Genomic DNA, 19,223 nt, shown 5'->3' with positions numbered 1-19,223 from the left:
TCCCCGTCGGTGCGCAACCGGTTACTTCCCCCCAACTGCCGCCAATGGGCCGCAGCTTGGACATCCAGGGTTCTACGCCGTTCAGCATGATCGCAAGACGCGAAACGCGGTGTTTACCGCTCAAACCCGTTCATTGTGGCGGGCGTGGGGCGCGGGGGATCGGGGTGCGCCGGTGCTTCCGGAGGGCCGGGGTGCGCCGGTCGTGGAGAGGCGGACACGGATGTTGCCGAAGTGATCCCTTATGGCCTCCTCCGCCCGCGGCGCGTCCCCGGACCGGACCGCGTCCAGGATCTCCCGGTGCTGGCGACAGGTGACCCGGGGGTCCTGCGGCACGTCCACCAGATCCCGCTGCACCCGGTGGAAGGCGTCCCAGAACGCCTCCAGCACCTCGCTCAGCAGGACGTTGTCCAGCCCCCGGTAGAGGGTGGCGTGGAAGGCGCGGTCGGTCTCGGCGAGACCGGCTCCCTGTGCGGCCTCCTGTTCCATACGGGCGACGAGGGCATCCAGTTCAGCGAGGTCCGCCTCCGGCAGCCGCCCGGCCAGCCGCGAGACCAGCCCGGTCTCCACGGCCTCGCGCAGCTCCAGCAGCTGGAGCAGGGAGTCCTCGCCCCGGTAGTGCCCGGCGACCGTGCGGAAGGCCAGACCCTCGATCAGCGGCGCGAACGACATCGAGCCGACGTACGTCCCGAACCCGTGCCGGATCTCCACGATGCCCATCGCCTGGAGCGCCTTCAGCGCCTCGCGCACCGAGTTCCGGCTGGCCCCGAGGTACTCCATCAGCTCGGGCTCGGTCGGCAGCGGGGCGCCCGAGGGCAGCCGCCGGTCGACGATCAGCTTCTTGATCCGCTCCTGGAGGTCCCGGGCTGCCATGGCCAGAGGGTATCCGGCCAAACGAGGGGACCGGCAGAGGGATACCGGTGCAATACGGAAAGGCCCCTCGCTCGCGCGAGGGGCCTTTCCGGTCGGGGGTGTGGGTGGCGGAGCCACCACTTCGCGCGGCGAAGCCGCGCAATAACAGAGATGGCGATCCAGGTCCGCGCTTTCTGCGGACATGGATCGCCATCGTCATCGTGCGCCGCCAGGGACTCGAACCCCGGACCCGCTGATTAAGAGTCAGCTGCTCTAACCAACTGAGCTAGCGGCGCCTGCTGACGGGATAACTCTACCTGACCTTGAGGGGTGCCTTCGACCACCTCCGGATGGCCGGAGGGGTGCCGGACGGCCGCGTACATCATTCGGACCGTCAAAGTGGCGGCCCGGTGGACAGTTGGGAAACTGACCAACGTGCACACACGCGGACAAATTACCTCTGAATGTGAGGCAGATCTCATGACCGCTCCGGTGTTCGTGGGCCGCCGTACGCCGCCGGGACGCCCGCTCGGCCTTTCGGCCGCCTGTGGTGTCGTCGTCGCCGCTGCGGTCGCCGTCCTCGGCGCGGCCGCCCCGGCCGCCGCCCTCACCGTCGGCCGGCCCGCCGTCCAGCGCCCCCACGTCCCCGCGGACGACGGGTCCGACACCCCGCAGGGGCCCCGGTCCGGGCTGCACGGCAAGAGCGCCGGCCCCGCCAACCCCGCCAACGTCCCCGCCACGACCCGGGCCGACATCATCAAGCGGGCCAAGGTCTGGGTGACGGCGAAGGTGCCGTACAGCATGAGCGCCTACTGGTCCGACGGGTACCGGCAGGACTGCTCCGGCTACGTCTCCATGGCCTGGAACCTCGGGACCAACGAGTGGACCGGCAGCCTCGGCTCGTTCGGCGTGAAGATCACCAAGGAGGAGCTGGAACCCGGCGACATCCTGCTCTACCACAACCCCGACAACCCCGAGAAGGGCTCCCACGTGGTGATCTTCGGCGGCTGGACCGACTACACGCACGGCTCCTACACGGTCTACGAGCAGACACCCCCGAACGCCCGGAGCCAGCCCACGCCCTACCCGTACTGGAGCAACACCGACAAGTACGTCCCCTACCGCTACGTGGGCGTGACCCCGGCCACCGCGGGCGCCCCGGCGGCCGACGGCAAGGGCGGGTCCCGTTTCCCCGTCCGGTCCGCCGCCGCCCGCCCGGCCGCCCGGCCCGTCTCGCACGGGGTGCCCGGCTATCCCGGCCGCGCCTTCTTCCTGCCGGGCGCGGAGAACGACCACGTCACCCAACTGGGCCGCCGGCTGGTGGAGAAAGGGTTCGGCAGGTTCTACGCCACCGGTCCCGGTCCGGTCTGGAGCGAGGCGGACCGCCGTGCAGTGGAGGCGTTCCAGCGCGCCCAGGGCTGGCGGGGCGGCGCGGCGGACGGCTACCCGGGCCCGGAGACCTGGCGCCGGCTCTTCTTGACCGCCGGCCCGGACCGCGTGACCGGCACCTGACCCGCGACTCCCCGCTCGTCCTCTGTCCGTCCCTGCCCACCCCTACTCACTTCCTGCTCACTTCCCTGTTCATGGCGCATCTGGCGCGGAGGTTGGAGGCACGCATGAGTACGACCACGTCACACACGCCGCCCGAGTCCGAGGGGCGACCGGAGGCCGCCGCGGGTCCGGGCGGCCTGCCCGGCCCGTCGGCCCAGAACGAGACGACCGCGGAGATCCCCGTCCCGCTGCCCTTCCCCGGCACCCCCGACCCGTCGTATCCGGTGAAGGTGCCGCTCAAGCCCGCCGTGCCCCGCCGGTCGCTGCCGGAGGTCGACCCGGAGCTGGCCGAGCGTCCCGCGCGGGTGCTGCCGGGGGCGGCCGGGGTGCTCGCCGGGGCGTGCGGGGTCGCCGGATGCGTGGCGACCACGTGGTGGGCGGGGCTGCTGCCCCGGCTCGCGACGCACGCGCTCGGGCTGCCGGTGTCCGCCGGTGCGGGACTCGGACCGGCGCAGTGGGCCGCGTACGCCGGGGCCTGGGTGCTCGGCGCGCTCGGCTTCGGCGGGCTGACCCGGGGGCGCACCGGGCGGGCCTGGGTGCTCGGCCTGTTCGGCCGCTACCGGGGGACCGTCCGGCGCACCGGGCTGCTGTGGGTGAACCCGCTGCTGCCGCGCCACGCGGTGGACGTGCGGCTGCGGCACTGGCGCAGCGAGGAGATGCCGGCGGCGGATCCGGACGGCGCCGGGCTCAGGGTGCAGGTCCTCGTGGTGTGGCGGGTCCGCGACACCGCGCGGGCGGTGCTCGGCGTCGAGGACCACGAGACGTACCTGCGCGCGTGCGTGGAGACGGCGCTGGCCCGGGTGCCCGTGGAGCCGGAGGGCGAGGCCGGTGACGGCATGACGGAGGCCGGGGACGCGCTGACCCGGCTGGTGGCGGCGGAGAGCGCGCCGGTCGGCCTGGACGTGTTCTCGGTCCAGCCGGTCCGGGTGGAGTACGCCCCGGAGATCGCCGCCGCGATGCACCGGCGCCGGATCGCCCGGCTGGACGCCCGGCAGCGGGCCGGCATGCTCAGCTCGGTGGTGGACTCGGTGGAGGACACGGTGACCCGGCTGACCGGGCGCGGCCTGGTCGAACTCGACGACCACGAGCGCAAGGTGCTGGTGCGGGACCTGACCGTCGCCTTCTGCTCGGGGCGCGGGGAGCCGGGGTAGCGCACGCCGCGATTGGTATGGACATGTTCAAGTGGCGGCAATAATCTGAGACTTGGTCTAGACCTAACCGCACCATCTGCACGGCTCACCCGAACTCCCCACGTTCTCGAGGAGCGGCAGCATGCGCACCAAGACCAGATTCTCGGCTTCGACCGCGGTCGTGCTCGGGGTGGTGACCGCCGGCGCGTTCGTGCTCTCCACCGGCGGCGCCAGCGGGCACGGCTACACCGACCTCCCCATCAGCAGGCAGAAGCTCTGCGCCAACGGCACGGTGACGGGCTGCGGCGACATCCAGTACGAGCCGCAGAGCGTCGAGGGTCCCAAGGGCTTCCCGGCCGCGGGACCTGCCGACGGTCAGATCTGCAACGGCGGCCTCGACCGGTTCGCCCAGCTCAGCTCGCCGACCACGCCCTCCGGCGAGGCCTGGCCCACCACCAGGGTGACGGGCGGCCAGACGTACACCTTCCGCTGGCAGTTCACCGCCATGCACGCCACGACCGACTTCAGGTACTACGTCACCAAGCAGGGCTGGAACCAGGACCACGCCCTGTCCCGCTCGGACCTCGACCTCACCCCGTTCCTGACGGTGCCGTACAACGGTCAGCGCCCGCCGGCCACCCTCAGCCACAGCGGCACCCTGCCGAGCGGGCTGAGCGGGCACCACGTCATCCTCGCGGTGTGGACGATCGCCGACACGGGCAACGCCTTCTACGCCTGCTCGGACGTCACGTTCTGAGCTTCAGCACGAAGGGCCCCTCGCTCTCGCGAGGGGCCCTTCGTCCATGTGCGCCGCCAGGGACTCGAACCCCGGACCCGCTGATTAAGAGTCAGCTGCTCTAACCAACTGAGCTAGCGGCGCATGACTCCCGCCCTCCGTCGGATTTTTTCTCCCGCGGCTGGCGACAAAGAAAATACTACCTGGTCCCGAGGGGTGCTCGTGACCATCCCCCTGCCGCCCTAGAGCGTGAGCGACAGCAGCAGCGGTGCCGCGTTGCGGTTGAGCGCCTCCGCCGCCTGCTTCAGCCGGTGCGCGTGCTCCACCGGGAGGGACAGGGCGAGGCAGCCCACCGAGGAGCCCGCCGTGATCGGGACGGCCGCGCAGACCGTGCCGACCGCGTACTCCTGGAGGTCGAGCACCGGCACCGTCGGCGGCTGGGACTCCAGACGGGAGAGCAGCAGCTTGTCGCTGGTGATGGTGCGCGAGGTGAGGCGGGCCATCCGGTGCCGGGAGAGATGGTCGCGCCGGCCGTTGTGGTCGAGCTGGGTCAGCAGGCTCTTGCCGACGGCGGTGGCGTGCGCGGAGTAGCGGAAGTCCACCCACTCGTTCACCGCCGGGGTGGACGGGCCGGCGGCGTACTGGGTGACCCTGACCTCGCCGTCGACGTACCGGCTGATGTAGACCGCCGCGCCGACCGAGTCGCGCAGCCGGTCCAGGGTGTGCTGGAGCTTCTCGCCCAGGGCCCGCTCGTGGTCGTGCGCCGAGGTGAGCCGGCGCAGGGTGTCGCCCGTGACGTACGCCCCGTCGCCGATCTGCTCGACGTAGCCCTCGCGGCGCAGCATGCGCAGCAGTGCGGTGAGCCGCTCGGCGCCGAAGCCGGTGCTGCGGGCCAGCTCGGTGTCGGTGACCCCGGCGGAGTGGCGCGCCACGGTCTCCAGCACGCGCAGCGCGTCCTGGGCCGAGTGGTACGGGGCGGTCGGCTCGTGCGTCAGTGCCACGGTGTTCCCCCCTGGCTCGCCTGTCTGGCCGCGAAATCCGGTCGGCGGATCGCTACCCACGATATCGGGCAAACGGTCCCCGGGGAGAGGGTGTTGGCGAGATTGTGGTGTGCACCGTTCTCGCCCGTGCCCTCTCCCAACTGGGGTACCAACCCTCTGGCATATGCCAGAGGCACTATCACAGCACCGCGCCGAGGAACTCCCGGGTGCGCTCCTGCTCCGGGTCGCTGAAGATCTGCTCCGGCGGGCCCGACTCGATGACCCGGCCGCCGTCGAACATCAGGACCTGGTCGGAGATGTCCCGGGCGAAACCCATCTCGTGGGTCACGCAGAGCATCGTGATGTCGGTGCTGCGCGCGATGTCCCTGAGCAGGTCCAGGACGCCCGCGACCAGCTCCGGGTCGAGCGCGGAGGTCACCTCGTCGAGCAGCAGCACCCGCGGCCGCATCGCCAGCGCGCGGGCGATCGCCACCCGCTGCTGCTGCCCGCCGGACAGCCGGGTCGGCTTCGCGTCGCACTTGTCGGCGAGCCCCACCAGCTCCAGCAGCTCCCGGGCCCGCGCCTCGGCCTCGTCCGCGGACAGGCCGAGGACCTGCACCGGCGCCTCGGTGATGTTCCGCAGCACGCTCATGTTCGGGAAGAGGTTGAAGTGCTGGAAGACCATCCCGATCTTCTTGCGGACCTCGCGGATCTGCTTCTCCGGTGCGGGGAAGAGCTGCTCCCCGTCGACGGTGATCGTGCCCTCGTCCGGCTTGGTGAGGGTCATCAGCAGCCGCAGGATCGTGGTCTTGCCGGAGCCGGAGGGGCCGATCAGGGTCACGTGCTTGCCGGGCCGGACGGAGAAGTCCAGCCCGTCGAGGACGGTGTTCGAGCCGAAGCGCTTGGTGACCTTCTCCAGCCGGACCAGCTCGCCCGGCACGCTCTCGGCGACAGTGGACTTCGTATGGGGTTCAACGGACAAGGCGTCGCTCCAGAGCTCGCAGCAGCAGGGAGGCCGGGAAGGAGATGAGGATGAAGGCCACACCGATCACGGTGAGGGGCTCGGTGAACTGGAAGTGCTGCTGGGAGAAGAGCCGGGCCCGGCCGAGCATCTCCAGCACGGTGATCACCATCAGCATCGGGGTGTCCTTCAGCATGGAGATCACGTAGTTGCCGAGCGCGGGGATCACCCGGCGGATCGCCTGCGGCAGGATCACCGCGGTCCAGGTCCGCCGCCGGGGCAGGTTCAGCGCCGTCGCGGCCTCCCACTGGCCGACCGGCACGGCCTCGATGCCGGCCCGGTAGACCTGCATCGTGTACGTCGAGTAGTGCAGGCCGATCGCGAACACGCCGGTGGCCAGTGCCGAGAAGGTCAGGCCCCACTCGGGCAGCACGTAGAACAGGAAGAACAGCTGCACCAGCAGCGGGGTGTTGCGCACGAACTCCGTGACCACCCCGACCGGCCAGCGCACCCACCGGGTCGGCGTCCGCATCAGCAGCGTCCACACCAGGCCGAGCGTGAACGACAGCAGCGAGCCGAGGACCAGGATCTGCAGGGTGACGAGCAGCCCGTGCCAGAACTCCGGCATGAAGTCGCTCACGGCGTTCCAGTCCCACTTCATGCGACACCACCCCCCACTCCGGTCGTCTGCGCGCGCTTCAGCTCACGCGCCGCCGACGCGGTCCCCGCGTCCCTGCCGATGCCGGCCTTCAGCTTCTTCTCCAGTGCCCGCATCAGCCGCGTCAGCACGAAGGCGATCGCGAAGTAGATCAGCAGCACGTACGTGTAGATCTCCGCGCTCTGCTGCAACGCGAGCCGCACCAGGTTCGCGCTGAACGTCAGATCGCCCATGCCCATGACCGACACCAGCGCGGTGCCCTTGAGCAGCTCGATCAGCAGATTGCAGAAGGACGGGATCATCTCCGGCACCGCCTGCGGCAGCTCGATCAGCCGAAGGCGCTGCCAGGGCGTGAAGCTGAGGGCCACCCCGCCCTCCTTCTGCGCCGGGTCGACCGCGTTCAGCGCGCCGCGCACGATCTCCGAGCCGTACGCGCCGTACGTCATCCCGAGCGCCAGCGTGCCCGCCCACATCGGCACCAGCTGCCAGCCGAACGCGATGGGCAGCACGAAGAACACCCAGAAGATCATCACGAGCGCCGAGGTGCCGCGGAAGACCTCGGTGTAGAAGCCGGCGACGAAGCGCACGAGCCGGCTGCGGTGCGTGCGCGCGACGCCGACGACGAAGGACACGGCGGTGGCCAGCAGGGCGCTGAACACCAGCAGCTGGATCGTGGTCCAGACGCCCTTCAGTACGAGTTCCCACAGTCCCGAGGTCATCCGCCGCACAGCTCCTTCGCGGTGAGGCCGGTCATCTCGGCCTTGGTGAAGCCGAAGGGCCGAAGTATCCGGAACAGCTCCCCGCTCGACTTCAGCTTGTGCAGCTCGACGTTGAACGCGTCCCGCAGGGCCGTCTCGGTCGGCCGGAACGCGAAGGCGCCGCCGTCGACGTGCGGCTTGCCCTTGACCAGCGGTGCGAAGGGCGCGGTCGCCTCCGCCTTGGCCGACTTCTTCACCACTTCGCGGGTGGTGAGCGCCGTACCGGCGAAGACGTCGACGCGGCCGGCCTCCACCGCGTTCAGCCCGGCGACCTGGTCCGGGACGATGAGGATGTCGCCCTGTTTGTACCCGGCCCCGACGGCGTACTCGATCTCGGCGTACCCGGTGCCGGTGGCGAACCTGGCCTTCTTCGCGACGACGTCCTTGTAGGAGTGCAGCCCGAGCGGGTTGCCCTTGCGCACGATGAAGGAGTCCAGCATCTGGTAGTCCGGGTCGGCGAAGATCACCTGCTGGCAGCGCTCCGGGTTGACGTACATCCCGGCCGCGACGACGTCGAACTGCTGGGAGTTGAGCCCCGGGATCAGCGAGCCGAACTCCGTCGGCACCGGCTGCACCCGGTGGACCCCGAGCCGCTTGAAGACGACCTTCGCCAACTCGGGTGCCTCACCCGTGAGATGGCCGTTCTCGTCGATGTACCCGAAGGGGATCTCCCCGGCGATCCCGAGCCGGACGACCCCCTGCGCGCGGAGCCGTTCGAGCAGGTCACCCCCTGGCTTGTCCGACGCCGAGGCCACCCGCGTGCACCCGGCGGTCCCCAGCGCCCCGAGGGCGGCGAGAGAGCCGAGACCGCCGAGCACGGACCGCCGGCTGTGTCTGCGTACAGACCGGAATGTGTGTACGTCGTTCCCAAGTGGTGGAGCCATGGCGGCGCGGCTACCCAAGCGCATCCGGGCTATGCACCCTGGTTTCATGGCCGATCGATTCGTCACCGTCTCACTCGACAAGCGGGACCTGCACTGCACGGCCCGCCTTCTGACCGACCGCGCGCCGCTGACCTGCGAGGCGGTGTGGGAGGCGCTGCCGCTGTCCGGCGACGTCTACCACGCCAAGTACGCGCGCAACGAGATCTACGCCCTCTTCCCGCCGTTCGCCTCCACGGAACCCCCACTGGAGAACCCGACCGTCACCCCGATTCCCGGCGATCTCTGTTACTTCTCCTTCGCGGGCGCCGAGCTGGGCACGAAGGCGTACGGCTACGACCGCGAGGTCCGCCCCGGCAGCACCGTCGTCGACCTGGCCCTGTTCTACGAGCGCAACAACCTGCTGCTCAACGGGGACGTGGGCTGGGTGCCGGGAATCGTCTGGGGCCAGGTGACCGACGGCCTCGACCGGATGGCCGAGGCCTGCAACGACCTGTGGCGGACGGGCGCGGCGGGGGAGACGCTCAGCTTCCGGCGGGCGTGACGGTCGCGGACGAGACGATCCCCGCTTCGTACAGCGCGTGCGCGGCCCGCAGCACCAGGTCGTCCCGGTGCCGGGCCGCGACGAGCTGCATCCCCACCGGCAGCCCGGCCCCGTCCGTGCCCACCGGGACGGTCGCGGCGGGCTGCTGGGTCAGGTTGAAGGGGTAGGTGAAGGGGGTCCAGCCGGTCCAGCGGCGGTGCGCCGACCCCTTCGGCACCTCCTCGCCCGCCTCGAACGCCGTGACCGGCAGCGTCGGCGTCACCAGCAGGTCGTACGTCTCGTGGAAGCGCCCCATGCGCCGCCCGAGGTCCATGCGGACGTCCACCGCGGCCAGGTAGTCCAGCGCGCTGCACCGGGCGCCCTGGACGCAGATCTCGCGCAGGCCGGGATCCAGCAGCTGCCGCTTGCGCGGGGAGAAACGCTCGGTGAGCCGGGCCGCGCCGCTGAACCACAGGGTGTGGAACGCCTCCACCGGGTCGCTGAGGTCGGGGTCGGTCTCCTCGACGTACGCACCGAGGTCGGCGAGCCGGGCCACCGTCCGCCGGACCGCCGCCGCGACCTGCGGAGCGACCGCCACCTGGCCGCCCAGCGACGGGGAGTACGCCACCCGCAGGCCGCGCACCCCTGCGGCCAGGCCTTTCGTGAAGGAGCCCGGGGCGGGCGGCAGGGCCGACCAGTCGCGCGGGTCGGGGGCGGCGATCACGTCCAGCAGCAGCGCCGCGTCGGCCGCGTCCCGGGTCATCGGGCCCACGTGCGACAGCGTGCCGAACGCGCTCGCCGGATACAGCGGCACCCTGCCGTAGGTCGGCTTCAGCCCGAAGATCCCGCAGAACGCGGCCGGGATCCGGATGCTGCCGCCGCCGTCCGTGCCCAGTGACAGCGGGCCCGCGCCGAGCGCGACGGCGGCCGCGCTGCCGCCGCTGGAGCCGCCGGCGGTCCGCGACGGGTCGTGCGGGTTGCGGGTGATCCCGGACAGCGGGGAGTCCGTCACGCCCTTCCAGCCGAACTCGGGGGTCGTGGTCTTGCCGACGAACACCGCGCCGTGCTCGCGCAGCCGGGCCACCGAGGGGGCGTCCTCGCTCCAGCTGCCCTGCTCGGAGAGGGTCGAGGAGCCGCGCAGGGTCGGGTGGCCGCGCAGCAGGAGGATGTCCTTGACCGTCACCGGGACCCCGTCGAGCAGCCCCGCCGGCTCACCGCGCCGCCAGCGCGCCTGCGACTCCCGGGCCCGCGCGAGCGCGTCCTCCTCGGTGAGCCGGACGAACGCGTTCACCTCCGGCTGGATCCGCCGGGCCCGGTCCAGCGCCTGTTCGGTCGCCTCCACGGGGCCGAACTCGCCCTTGCGGTATCCGTCGAGGAGCTGGACGGCGGTCAGGTCGGTGAGCTGCATGCACCCTCCTGGTGGTTCAGTGACCGGGGACGTAGCCGCGTTTCTTGTCGACCACGTTCACCAGTGATCTGCCCGCGGCCCACCGCTCGTACAACTCCACGAACTGCTTGCCGAGTTCGTCGCGCCAGCCGATCGTGTCGCCGCTCATGTGCGGGGAGACGATCAGCCCCGGCAGGCCCCACAGCGGGCTGTCCTCGGGGAGGGGCTCGGTCGTGAACACGTCGAGGGCCGCGCCCGCGATCCAGCGCCGGGTCAGGGCGTGGGCGAGGGCGTCCTCGTCCACCAGCCCGCCGCGGCCCACGTTCACGAAGAACGCGGACGGCTGCATCACGCCGAAGCGGTGGGCGTCGAACATGTGGTGCGTCTGCTCGGTGAGCGGCGCGGCCGCGATCACCCAGTCCGCGCGCGAGACCAGCCGGTCCAGGTCGGCCGGGCCGTGGATGCCGGTCCGCGGGGTCCGCCCGACCAGCGCCGTCGTCACGCCGAGCGCCTTCAGGGTCCGTACGATCGCCCGGCCGATCGGGCCCGAGCCGACCACGCACGCGCGCGTGCCCGCCACCCGCCGGCTCTCCCGGTGCCGCCAGGCCCGCTCCCGCTGGTGCTCCAGGGTGCGCGGCAGATCCTTGGCCACGGCCAGCACCAGCGCCGCCACGTACTCGGCGATCGGCTGGTCGAAGATCCCGCGCGCGTTGGTCACGACCGTGTCGGACGCGGCCAGCTCCGGGCACATCAGATGCTCCACGCCCGCGCTCGCCGTGTGCACCCAGCGCGGCCGGGGCCCCTCACCCGGCCAGGCCTCGCGGACCGCGTGCGAGGTGAAGTCCCAGACCAGCAGCACGTCCGCCTGCGGCAGCCGCTCGGCCAGCCGGTCCGCGCCGGTGTGCACGACACGGGCGCGACCGGTGAGGCGGCCGAGGCGCGGGAGGGGCTCGGCGTCCAGGACGAGCAGCGTGGGGCGCGTGGGAAGCGTCGTCATACGGGGCGGCTCCGGGCGTCTGACGTGCACGGATTCTCCGCGCATCATGCGCGGATTGACCACGCTCGCACCCGAACCTACCTTCGTCAACACGGGCGTACTCGCGATCCGTTGCCCGCTCGCCCGCTGCTGTTCGCTTCCACTCGTCCACTTGTCATGAGGCCGGAGCCTGCCATGGACGTTTCCTTTCTGGGCGGACCCTGTCCGCAGCGCGGCGTGGGGGTCGTCGCCCCTTTTGACTTCGCCCTCGACCGAGAGCTGTGGCGCTGGGTGCCCGACGAGGTGTCGCTGCATCTGACCCGCACGCCGTTCGTACCGGTCGAGGTGAGCCTGGACCTGGCCCGGCTGGTCAGCGAGCACGAGACCCTCGGTGACGCGGTCCGCGCGCTGACCGCCGTCGCCCCCGAGGTCGTCGCCTACGCCTGCACCTCGGGCAGCTTCGTCGGCGGGGTCGCCGGGGAGCGGGCGATGTGCGCGGCGATGAGCCTCGCCGGCGCCCCGCCCTCGGTGACGACGTCCGGGGCGCTGCTGGAGGCGCTCGCCGAGCTGGACGTGCGCCGGGTCGCGCTGGTCACGCCGTACACGGTGTCCGTCACCCGGGTGCTGGAGGAGTTCATCGCCGAGGGCGGGGTGCAGGTCACCGGGTGCGCCTTCATGGGGCTGACCCGGGAGATCTGGCGGGTGCCGTACCGGGACGTGGTCGCCATGGCCCGGCAGGCGGTCCGCCCCGGCCGGGCCGACGCGCTGTTCATCTCCTGCACCAACCTGCCGACGTACGACGTGATCCCCCAGCTGGAGGCCGAGCTGCGCATCCCGGTGCTGTCGGCCAACCAGGTCACGATGTGGGCGGCGCTGCGCAGGCTGGGTACCCGAGCGGTGGGGCCCTATCAGGCGCTGCTCGACGAGTCGGCGCGGGTGTGGCCGCCGCCCGTACCGCCGGTACTGCCGGAAGAGACGCAGGAATACTGAGGCCGGAGTCAGGAATCGGGAATCCGGAATCAGCGACACGGAAAAGGACGGACATGACCGCACTCGGATTCCTCTACCCGGGCCACTCCGGCGAGGACGACTACCCGCGCATCGAGCAGCTCCTCGGCAGCGACGTCCGGCTGGACCTGGTCCACACCGACATCGGTGAGGACGCGCACCGGGTGGACGCGCTGCGCGAGATGGGCTCGCGGGAGCGGCTCGCGGCGGGGATGGCCCAGCTGCGGCTGACGGGCGCGGAGACGGTGGTGTGGGCGTGCACCAGCGGCAGCTTCGTGCACGGCTGGGACGGCGCCCGCGACCAGGTGCGCGCCCTCGCGCAGGTGGCCGGCATGCCCGCCTCGTCGACGTCGTTCGCCTTCGTGCACGCGGCCCAGGAGATCGGGGTACGGCGGGTCGCCGTCGGCGCGACCTACCCGGAGGACGTGGCCGGGCTGTTCGCGGACTTCCTGCGGGCCGGTGGTCTGGAGGTGACCGCGGTGCGCCCGTCCGGGATCGTCACGGCGGCCGAGGTCGGCACGTGGGGGGAGGAGGAGGTGCTGGCGCTGGCCCGCGCGGCGGACGGCGCCGGCGCGCAGGCGGTCCTGCTCCCGGACACGGCCCTGCACACGGCCGCGTATCTGCCGCGGCTGGAGAAGGAGCTGGGCAAGCCGGTGCTCACGGCCAACCAGGTGACCGTGTGGGAGGGGCTGCGGCTGGCGGACCGGCGGGTGAACGCGCCGAGGCTCGGGACCCTGTTCACGCGGGAGCCGATCATCCAGGTCTGAGTCCGGAAGGAGGGGCGGCGCGAGAGGGCGGCACGGGAGGGCGGCACGGCGGCCGGAATAAACGGAGAGTGCCTCCTGTTATCCGGCGGACGCACAGCGCACGCCACACCACAGGAGGCCACACCGTGTCGGCAGACGAGGCAGACGAGATCCGGGGCACGACACGCGGCACCGCCCCCGTCCCCCTCTCCGTACTGGACCTGGTGACCGTCGGCGCGGGCAGTACCGCCGGGGACGCCCTGCGCACCAGTGTCGCGCTGGCGAAGTTCACGGAGGCCCGCGGATTCCACCGGTACTGGGTCGCCGAGCACCACTCCATGCCCGGCGTCGCCTCCTCCTCGCCCGCGGTGATCCTCGCCCACCTCGCCGCCCACACCGAGCGCATCCGGCTCGGCTCGGGCGGCGTCATGCTGCCCAACCACGCGCCGCTCGTGATCGCCGAGCAGTTCGGCACGCTGGAGGCGATGGCCCCGGGCCGCATCGACCTGGGCCTCGGCCGGGCGCCGGGCACGGACGGCGCCACCGCCGCCGCCCTGCGCCGCACCGACACCCTGGCCGAGGGCGCCGACGACTTCCCGCAGCAGCTCGCCGAGCTGACCCGCTTCCTGGACGACGACTTCCCCGACGGGCATCCGTACGGCCGTATCCACGCCATCCCGGGCCCGATCCAGGCCACCAGCCCCGGCGGTGTCCAGTCCCCGCACCGGCCGCCGGTCTGGCTGCTCGGCTCCTCCGGCTTCAGCGCGCGCCTCGCCGCGATGCTGGGCCTGCCCTTCGCCTTCGCGCACCACTTCTCCGCGCAGAACACGATCCCGGCCCTCGACCTGTACCGCGAGACCTTCCGGCCCTCCGCGGTCCTCGACGAGCCGTACGCCCTCATCGGCGTGTCCACGCTCGCCACGGACGACCCGCGCGAGGCCCGCCGCCAGACCCGGGCGATGGCCCTGAACATGCTCCGGCTGCGCACCGGCCGCCCCGGTCTCTTCCCCGACCCGGCCGAGGCCGAGAAGCACGAGTTCAGCCCGATGGAGGAGGAGTTCATCGGGTCCTGGACGGCCAACATCGTGCACGGCACCGCCGACGAGGTCCGCTCCGGCCTGGACGACCTCCACAAGCGCACCGGTGCCGACGAGCTGATGCTCGTCTCCCACGCCCACCGCGGCGAACTGCGGCTGCGTTCCTACGAGTTGATCGCCGACGCCTATGGACTGCCGAAGGCCTGACGCCGCGGTCGCGACGGCGCGGGACGGCCGGGCCGGCCGCGCCGGTCAGGGCCTCGGGCAGACGTCGGTGCCGAGCAGCTCGGAGATACGATCCGGCGGCACCGGGCGGGAGTACAGCCAGCCCTGCCCGGTGTCGCAGCCGATCCGGCGCAGCCGGGTGGCCTGCGCGGAGGTCTCCACGCACTCGGCGGTCACGGTGATCCCGAGCCGGTGGGCCAGCTGGATCATCGCCTCGACGATGACCTCGTCCGCCGGGTTGGGCGCGATCGCCTTCTGGTCGCCCTCGTACTGGAAGCCGCGCACGAAGGAGCCGTCCAGCTTCAGCGTGGAGACCGGCAGCCGGCTGAGGTAGGCGAGGTTGGAGTAACCGGTGCCGAAGTCGTCGATGGCGATGCGCACGCCCATGTCGCTGAGCGCCTGGAGGGCCTGGAGCGGACGGCCCGCCGAGCCCATCACCGCCGACTCGGTCAGCTCCAGCTGGAGCAGATGCGGCGCGAGCCCGGTCTCGGCGAGCACCTGCGCCACGTCGGCGACCAGGTCGGAGTCCCACACCTGCCGTACGGCCACGTTGACGCTGACGAAGATGGGCGGCTCGCCGGGGTGGTCCAGCTGCCAGCGGCGGGCCTGCCGGCAGGCGGTGTTCAGCGCCCAGCGGCCGAGCTGGACGATCGAGCCGTCCTCCTCGGCCAGTCCGATGAACCGATTCGGCGTCAGCGTGCCGAACTGCGGGTGATGCCAGCGCACCAGCGCCTCGACCCCGGACAGCCGGCCGTCCTCCATGCCGACCAACGGCTGGTATTCGAGGGCGAACTCACCGCGCTCGATGGCGGGGCGCAGGGTCGAGGACAGGGCCTGCCGGGTCATCCGGTGCGCGTTGCGCTCGGGGTCGAACAGGGTCCAGCGGCCCTTGCCGTCGGCCTTCGCCCAGTACAGGGTCGTGTCCGCCGCCTGCATGAGACCGGTGGCCGTCGTCCCCGCCGCGTGGCGCTCCACCACCCCGATGGACGCGGTCAGCGACAGCCGCTGTCCGGCCAGGTCGAAGGGGTCCTCCAGGGCCTTCAGCGCCGACTCGGCGAGATCGGCGAGCTGTTCGGTGCCGGTGGAGTCCTCGACCAGCAGCGCGAACTCGTCACCGCCGAGCCGGGCCACCAGGGGGGTGGCGGCGCGGGCGTACCCCGCCTCGTCGGCGACCCGGGTCAGCCGCTCGGCGACGGCCGCGAGCAGCCGGTCGCCGACGCGGTGGCCGAGGGTGTCGTTGACGGCCTTGAAGCCGTCGAGGTCCAGATAGCACAGGCCGATCCGCCCGGTGCCGCTCTGCTCGTACGACTCCGCCTCCAGCGCGCCCGAGAGGCGCTCGAAGAACAGCGTCCGGTTGGGCAGCCGGGTCACCGGGTCGTGCATCTGCAAGTGCCGCAGCCGCGCCTGGAGTTCACGGCGGGCGCTGATGTCCGCGACCGACAGCAGCACCCCGGGCTCCGCACCCGTGCACGGCGCCGAGGGGGCGTCGCCCGCGAGCGGCGACACGGTGACCTGCACCCACACCGAGTGCCCCTCGGGGTGTTTGAGCCGGCGGGTGCAGCGCAGCCGGGCCTGCCGGCCGCGCAGGACCTCGCGGTAGGCGTGCCAACTGCGGGCGTCCGAGGCCAGGTCCACCAGATCGGCGGCGACCCGGCCGGTGAGGGGGGTGTCCGCGGACATGCCGAGGAGCTCCCCGAAAGCCGCGTTGGCGCGGACGACGAGTCCCGCGCGGTCCACGACGGCCATGGCGAGCGGGGCCGCCGCGAAGACACGGTGATAGAAGGTGTGATCACTGTCTGTAACGGCTGACCGGTCGAGGTCTGCCGCGGGCGTCGGCCCTTCGGACGTTCCGCTCACCGCTCGCTCCCGCAGTGCACTCGATCTCTGTCCGTGCCGGAAAGTGTGCCGATCATAGAGGCTGGCCCCGGGCCCTTCCAGCCACTCTCCAGTGTCCCGGATCGAGCAAGGGTTCTGACAGATCGTTTCTGCCCGCACCTGGGCGGGTTCTTCAAGCCGCCGACCAGTTGTGACGTTCCGTGAGTGATGCGGGGTGTCGAGCGCCGGGGTGCGCCGGTGCGCGGCGGGGCGCGCTCACCCTTCCGGTGCAGGCAAACAGGGCATGGCGCAATAAACGGCGCCAATCTGGAGGGCGGGTCCCTGAATCGCGTCCGGAGGTCACGTCCGTGCCCATGCTGCGCAGCACCGCCGCCGTGTGCACCACGCTGTCGGCGCTCGCCGCCACCTCGATCCTCGGCAGCCCCTCGGCCGCCGAGCCCTTCTCCACCACCCCCTGCGCCCTGCACCGCACCGACGACCACCACTCGGAGGGCCTGGACGCCTGGAACCCGGACTACACCCACCCGACCGGCGCCCTCGACGCCGTCCTGGTCTTCCTCTCCTTCCCGGACGCCACCCCCCGCGTGACCCCCGCCCAGCTGGCGGCCGATCACTTCCCGGCCACCAGCCGCTACTACGAGCAGGCCTCCTACGGCCGCTTCACCCTGCGCCCGCACCCGCTGAAGCACTGGCTGCGCATGCCGAAGCCGTCCACGGCGTACGCCATGAAGCGCGACTGGAGCGCCGAGGACCGCGGCGCCTACCTGCGGGACGCGTTCGCGGCGGCCGACCGGGAGGTCGACTTCTCCCGCTACCAGGTCGTGTACCTGGTCGCCGACCCGGACGCGCCCGGCGTCGACTCGGACGCCACGAAGGTCGTGAACCTCGACACGCCGATCCACGTGGACGGCACGGACGTCCGCCGGGTCGTCACGGTCTTCGAGAGACACCCGCCGGACCGGCTGGTCCTCGCCCACGAGACCGGCCATGTCTTCGACCTGCCCGACCTCTACCACCGCCCGGTCGACGGCAAGGGCGACTGGGACACCTACGTCGGCGACTGGGATCTGATGGGCAGTCAGTTCGGTCTCGCGCCCGACCTGTTCGCGTGGCACAAGTGGAAACTGGGCTGGCTGGATCCGCGCCAGGTGGTGTGCGTGCGCGGTGTGCGGCCGACCCGGCTGACCCTGGAGCCGCTGGAGGCCGGCCCCGGCGTCCCGGTGCGGGACACGGCGGGCGCCCCGGCCTTCGGGCTCGGGCACGGGGTGAAGCTGGCGGTCGTCCGCACCGGCGCCGACAGCGCCCTCGCCTTCGAGGTGCGCAGCGCGGCCGGCAGCGACCGGGCCGCGTGCAGGCAGGGCGTCCTGGTGTACCGCGTCAAAAGCGGCGCGCAGTCCGGTGGCGGCCCGGTGCAGGTCGTGGACGCCCACCCGCACACCGAGGCCTGCTGGGAGAACTCGGTCTATCCGCCCCTCGCCGACGCCCCGGTCGCCCTCGGTGAGAGCTTCACCGTGCCCGGGGACGGTGTGCAGGTGGAGGCCGAGGACCGGACGGCGTCGGGGGCGTGGACGGTGCGGATCACGCCGCGGCTGAAGGACGAGGGCTGAGCGCCGTGCGCCGTCGAAGAAGGTACGTACGAGAGGCGTGTACATACGAGAACGGCGGGTCCGATTCCTTCGAATCGGACCCGCCGTTCTTCACGCGCGTGCGCCGCCAGGGACTCGAACCCCGGACCCGCTGATTAAGAGTCAGCTGCTCTAACCAACTGAGCTAGCGGCGCCTGCTGACGTCGTAGACCTTAGCACCCTGGTCGGCGGGAGGAAAAATCGATATCCGCACCGCAGCGCGGGCGGCTCGTACAGCCGCCCAGAGCACCACCTCGGGCCCCGGCAGCCACGGGTGCCGTTGGTCCGGCGCCACCAGCCAGCGCGACTCGCCTGCGACGGGGGCGTCGCCGTACGGGGCGGGGACGGTCACCGCGTCGCCGGTGCCGTGGCACAGCAGCGGCGGGACCGCCTGCGTACGGTGCGAGCCCCACTCCTCCCAGGCCAGCAGCGAGGGCAGCCGCTGGGCCGTGCCCGGGGTGGAGAACAGCAGCATGCGGCCCCGGAACATCGCGACCGGGCCCGAGCCCGGACCCTCGTCCCACAGCTGGTCCAGCATCCGGCGCCCGAAGACCGCGGGGGCGCTCACCACGTCGAAGGCGGTGCCGCAGGGCAGGACGACCGGGGCGTCGGGGTGCTCCTGCCAGTGGGCGAGCGTGCTCCGGGGATATGTCCCTGTCGAAGCGAGCCAGGCGACGCCGTCGGCGGTGACTCGGGTGACGTTCGGTGTGCTGCTCATACCGCCAGGTGTACCGGGGGTGAGCGGGCCGTTCTTCTGAGTTGCCGAAAACCGGGACAACGGGGGTGGGGGAGGAGTATCTTGCCCGCCTGGCATATGCCAGACGGGTTGACGTATCGCGTTGACGCACCGGGTTGACGGTGTCGACGGTCACACGGGGACGACGGTCACACGGGGTCGGGGGTCGTCTGCCCCTCGCTGTCGCCCCGCAGCAGGTCCCGGCCGAACTCGACCATCCGCTTCGCGTAGTCCTCGGTCCACTCCGCGCGCTCGGCGATGTCGGCCGGGGTCAGCCGGTCGAAGCGACGCGGGTCGGCGAGCTGGGCCGCCGCGACGGCCTGGAACTCCATCGCCCGGTCGGCGGCCGCGCGGAACGCCTGGGTCAGCTCCGTCGCCCGGGCCAGCAGCGCCCGCGGATCCTCGATCGACTCCAGATCGAAGAAGTGCTCGGGATCGGAGGCCGCCTCCACGGGCTCGAAGAGCAGGGGCGCGGGGCGTAGCCGCGGTTCGTCACGACGCGGCGTGGGCTCCGCCATGTCTTGTCTCCTCCTCGTACGGTTCGCTGGGCACCACCTACGGGTGGGCCACCGTCCATTGTCCCGCGCCTTCGCAAGAGCCCCTCCCGGGTGACCTACGGC

At 71.9% G+C, this 19,223-nt stretch carries 19 protein-coding genes and 3 tRNA genes; 8 read left to right on the top strand and 14 right to left on the bottom strand.

Features of this window, described 5'->3' with window-relative positions; translation table 11 throughout:
* Positions 1-120: 120 nt before the first annotated feature.
* Together AC4OXY_RS21160 and AC4OXY_RS21155 are read right to left on the bottom strand one after the other, a co-directional pair.
* A complete protein-coding gene (locus tag AC4OXY_RS21160; protein WP_356034270.1) occupies positions 121-870 on the bottom strand; it encodes a FadR/GntR family transcriptional regulator in 750 nt (249 codons plus the stop codon).
* A 201-nt stretch (positions 871-1,071) separates the two neighbouring features.
* Positions 1,072-1,145, bottom strand: a tRNA-Lys gene (locus tag AC4OXY_RS21155).
* 184 nt (positions 1,146-1,329) lie between these two features.
* Here AC4OXY_RS21155 and AC4OXY_RS21150 point away from each other — a divergent pair.
* The 3 genes from AC4OXY_RS21150 (at position 1,330) to AC4OXY_RS21140 (ending at position 4,287) form a co-directional block, all read left to right on the top strand.
* The gene (locus AC4OXY_RS21150; RefSeq protein ID WP_402066190.1) at positions 1,330-2,361 is read left to right on the top strand and encodes a peptidoglycan-binding protein; all 1,032 of its coding nucleotides are present in this window, start codon (positions 1,330-1,332) and stop codon (positions 2,359-2,361) included.
* 104 nt (positions 2,362-2,465) lie between these two features.
* Complete coding sequence (locus tag AC4OXY_RS21145; protein ID WP_362821244.1) at positions 2,466-3,551, top strand: SPFH domain-containing protein; 1,086 nt, start codon at positions 2,466-2,468, stop codon at positions 3,549-3,551.
* A gap of 121 nt (positions 3,552-3,672) precedes the next feature.
* Positions 3,673-4,287 carry a lytic polysaccharide monooxygenase auxiliary activity family 9 protein gene (locus AC4OXY_RS21140; RefSeq protein WP_491994431.1) on the top strand — a complete coding sequence of 205 codons (615 nt, stop codon included), beginning with the start codon at positions 3,673-3,675 and terminating at the stop codon, positions 4,285-4,287.
* Between the two features lie 49 nt (positions 4,288-4,336).
* Here the strand turns inward: AC4OXY_RS21140 and AC4OXY_RS21135 are convergent.
* The 6 genes from AC4OXY_RS21135 to ehuB all read right to left on the bottom strand — a co-directional run bounded on the left by AC4OXY_RS21135 (position 4,337) and on the right by ehuB (position 8,507).
* A tRNA-Lys gene (locus AC4OXY_RS21135) sits at positions 4,337-4,410 on the bottom strand.
* Positions 4,411-4,508: 98 nt separating this feature from the next.
* The gene (locus AC4OXY_RS21130) at positions 4,509-5,267 is read right to left on the bottom strand and encodes an IclR family transcriptional regulator (RefSeq protein WP_356038951.1); all 759 of its coding nucleotides are present in this window, start codon (positions 5,265-5,267) and stop codon (positions 4,509-4,511) included.
* 178 nt (positions 5,268-5,445) lie between these two features.
* On the bottom strand, positions 5,446-6,228 hold the full coding sequence (gene ehuA / locus AC4OXY_RS21125) for an ectoine/hydroxyectoine ABC transporter ATP-binding protein EhuA (RefSeq protein ID WP_356038948.1): 783 nt from the start codon (positions 6,226-6,228) through the stop codon (positions 5,446-5,448).
* Complete coding sequence (gene ehuD / locus AC4OXY_RS21120) at positions 6,218-6,868, bottom strand: ectoine/hydroxyectoine ABC transporter permease subunit EhuD (RefSeq protein WP_356038945.1); 651 nt, start codon at positions 6,866-6,868, stop codon at positions 6,218-6,220. The genes ehuA and ehuD overlap by 11 nt, the downstream gene beginning before the upstream one ends.
* Positions 6,865-7,584, bottom strand: a complete 720-nt coding sequence (gene ehuC, locus AC4OXY_RS21115) for an ectoine/hydroxyectoine ABC transporter permease subunit EhuC (protein ID WP_362821243.1) — start codon at positions 7,582-7,584, stop codon at positions 6,865-6,867. The genes ehuD and ehuC overlap by 4 nt, the downstream gene beginning before the upstream one ends.
* Entirely contained in the window at positions 7,581-8,507 is a 927-nt protein-coding gene (ehuB, locus tag AC4OXY_RS21110; protein WP_356038940.1) for an ectoine/hydroxyectoine ABC transporter substrate-binding protein EhuB, read from the bottom strand. Before ehuB ends, ehuC begins: the two co-directional genes overlap by 4 nt.
* A gap of 46 nt (positions 8,508-8,553) precedes the next feature.
* On the opposite strand from ehuB, the gene AC4OXY_RS21105 reads away from it, so the two are divergent.
* On the top strand, positions 8,554-9,048 hold the full coding sequence (locus AC4OXY_RS21105) for a DUF3830 family protein (protein WP_356038937.1): 495 nt from the start codon (positions 8,554-8,556) through the stop codon (positions 9,046-9,048).
* On the opposite strand, the gene AC4OXY_RS21100 is transcribed toward AC4OXY_RS21105, so the two are convergent.
* Positions 9,029-10,435, bottom strand: coding sequence for an amidase (locus AC4OXY_RS21100; protein WP_356038935.1), 1,407 nt, complete (start codon positions 10,433-10,435; stop codon positions 9,029-9,031). The genes AC4OXY_RS21105 and AC4OXY_RS21100 overlap by 20 nt on opposite strands.
* A gap of 16 nt (positions 10,436-10,451) precedes the next feature.
* The gene (locus tag AC4OXY_RS21095; RefSeq protein WP_362821242.1) at positions 10,452-11,411 is read right to left on the bottom strand and encodes a D-2-hydroxyacid dehydrogenase; all 960 of its coding nucleotides are present in this window, start codon (positions 11,409-11,411) and stop codon (positions 10,452-10,454) included.
* Positions 11,412-11,585: 174 nt separating this feature from the next.
* On the opposite strand from AC4OXY_RS21095, the gene AC4OXY_RS21090 reads away from it, so the two are divergent.
* From AC4OXY_RS21090 to AC4OXY_RS21080, 3 genes are all read left to right on the top strand, one after another.
* Positions 11,586-12,380, top strand: a complete 795-nt coding sequence (locus AC4OXY_RS21090; RefSeq protein WP_356038930.1) for a maleate cis-trans isomerase family protein — start codon at positions 11,586-11,588, stop codon at positions 12,378-12,380.
* Between the two features lie 53 nt (positions 12,381-12,433).
* Positions 12,434-13,165: a maleate cis-trans isomerase family protein gene (locus tag AC4OXY_RS21085; RefSeq protein WP_491994430.1), complete on the top strand. Its 732-nt coding sequence runs from the start codon at positions 12,434-12,436 to the stop codon at positions 13,163-13,165.
* A gap of 125 nt (positions 13,166-13,290) precedes the next feature.
* Positions 13,291-14,388, top strand: coding sequence for an LLM class flavin-dependent oxidoreductase (locus AC4OXY_RS21080; RefSeq protein ID WP_356038925.1), 1,098 nt, complete (start codon positions 13,291-13,293; stop codon positions 14,386-14,388).
* Positions 14,389-14,433: 45 nt separating this feature from the next.
* Here the strand turns inward: AC4OXY_RS21080 and AC4OXY_RS21075 are convergent, their stop codons facing one another.
* Positions 14,434-16,263, bottom strand: coding sequence for a putative bifunctional diguanylate cyclase/phosphodiesterase (locus AC4OXY_RS21075; RefSeq protein ID WP_356038923.1), 1,830 nt, complete (start codon positions 16,261-16,263; stop codon positions 14,434-14,436).
* 332 nt (positions 16,264-16,595) lie between these two features.
* On the opposite strand from AC4OXY_RS21075, the gene AC4OXY_RS21070 reads away from it, so the two are divergent.
* A complete protein-coding gene (locus tag AC4OXY_RS21070; protein ID WP_491994429.1) occupies positions 16,596-17,849 on the top strand; it encodes a M6 family metalloprotease domain-containing protein in 1,254 nt (417 codons plus the stop codon).
* A 99-nt stretch (positions 17,850-17,948) separates the two neighbouring features.
* Here AC4OXY_RS21070 and AC4OXY_RS21065 read toward each other — a convergent pair.
* The 3 genes from AC4OXY_RS21065 to AC4OXY_RS21055 all read right to left on the bottom strand — a co-directional run bounded on the left by AC4OXY_RS21065 (position 17,949) and on the right by AC4OXY_RS21055 (position 19,121).
* A tRNA-Lys gene (locus AC4OXY_RS21065) sits at positions 17,949-18,022 on the bottom strand.
* Entirely contained in the window at positions 18,013-18,645 is a 633-nt protein-coding gene (locus AC4OXY_RS21060) for a bifunctional DNA primase/polymerase (RefSeq protein WP_376285926.1), read from the bottom strand. The genes AC4OXY_RS21065 and AC4OXY_RS21060 overlap by 10 nt, the downstream gene beginning before the upstream one ends.
* 107 nt (positions 18,646-18,752) lie before the next feature.
* Positions 18,753-19,121 (bottom strand): DUF8844 domain-containing protein, encoded by a 369-nt coding sequence (locus tag AC4OXY_RS21055; RefSeq protein ID WP_402066201.1) that lies wholly within the window; start codon positions 19,119-19,121, stop codon positions 18,753-18,755.
* Positions 19,122-19,223: the final 102 nt, after the last annotated feature.

This window comes from Streptomyces sp. HUAS MG56 (genome assembly GCF_058673395.1).
Note: the sequence above shows the minus strand (reverse complement) of the source record. Positions and strands in the feature narration are given on the sequence as shown.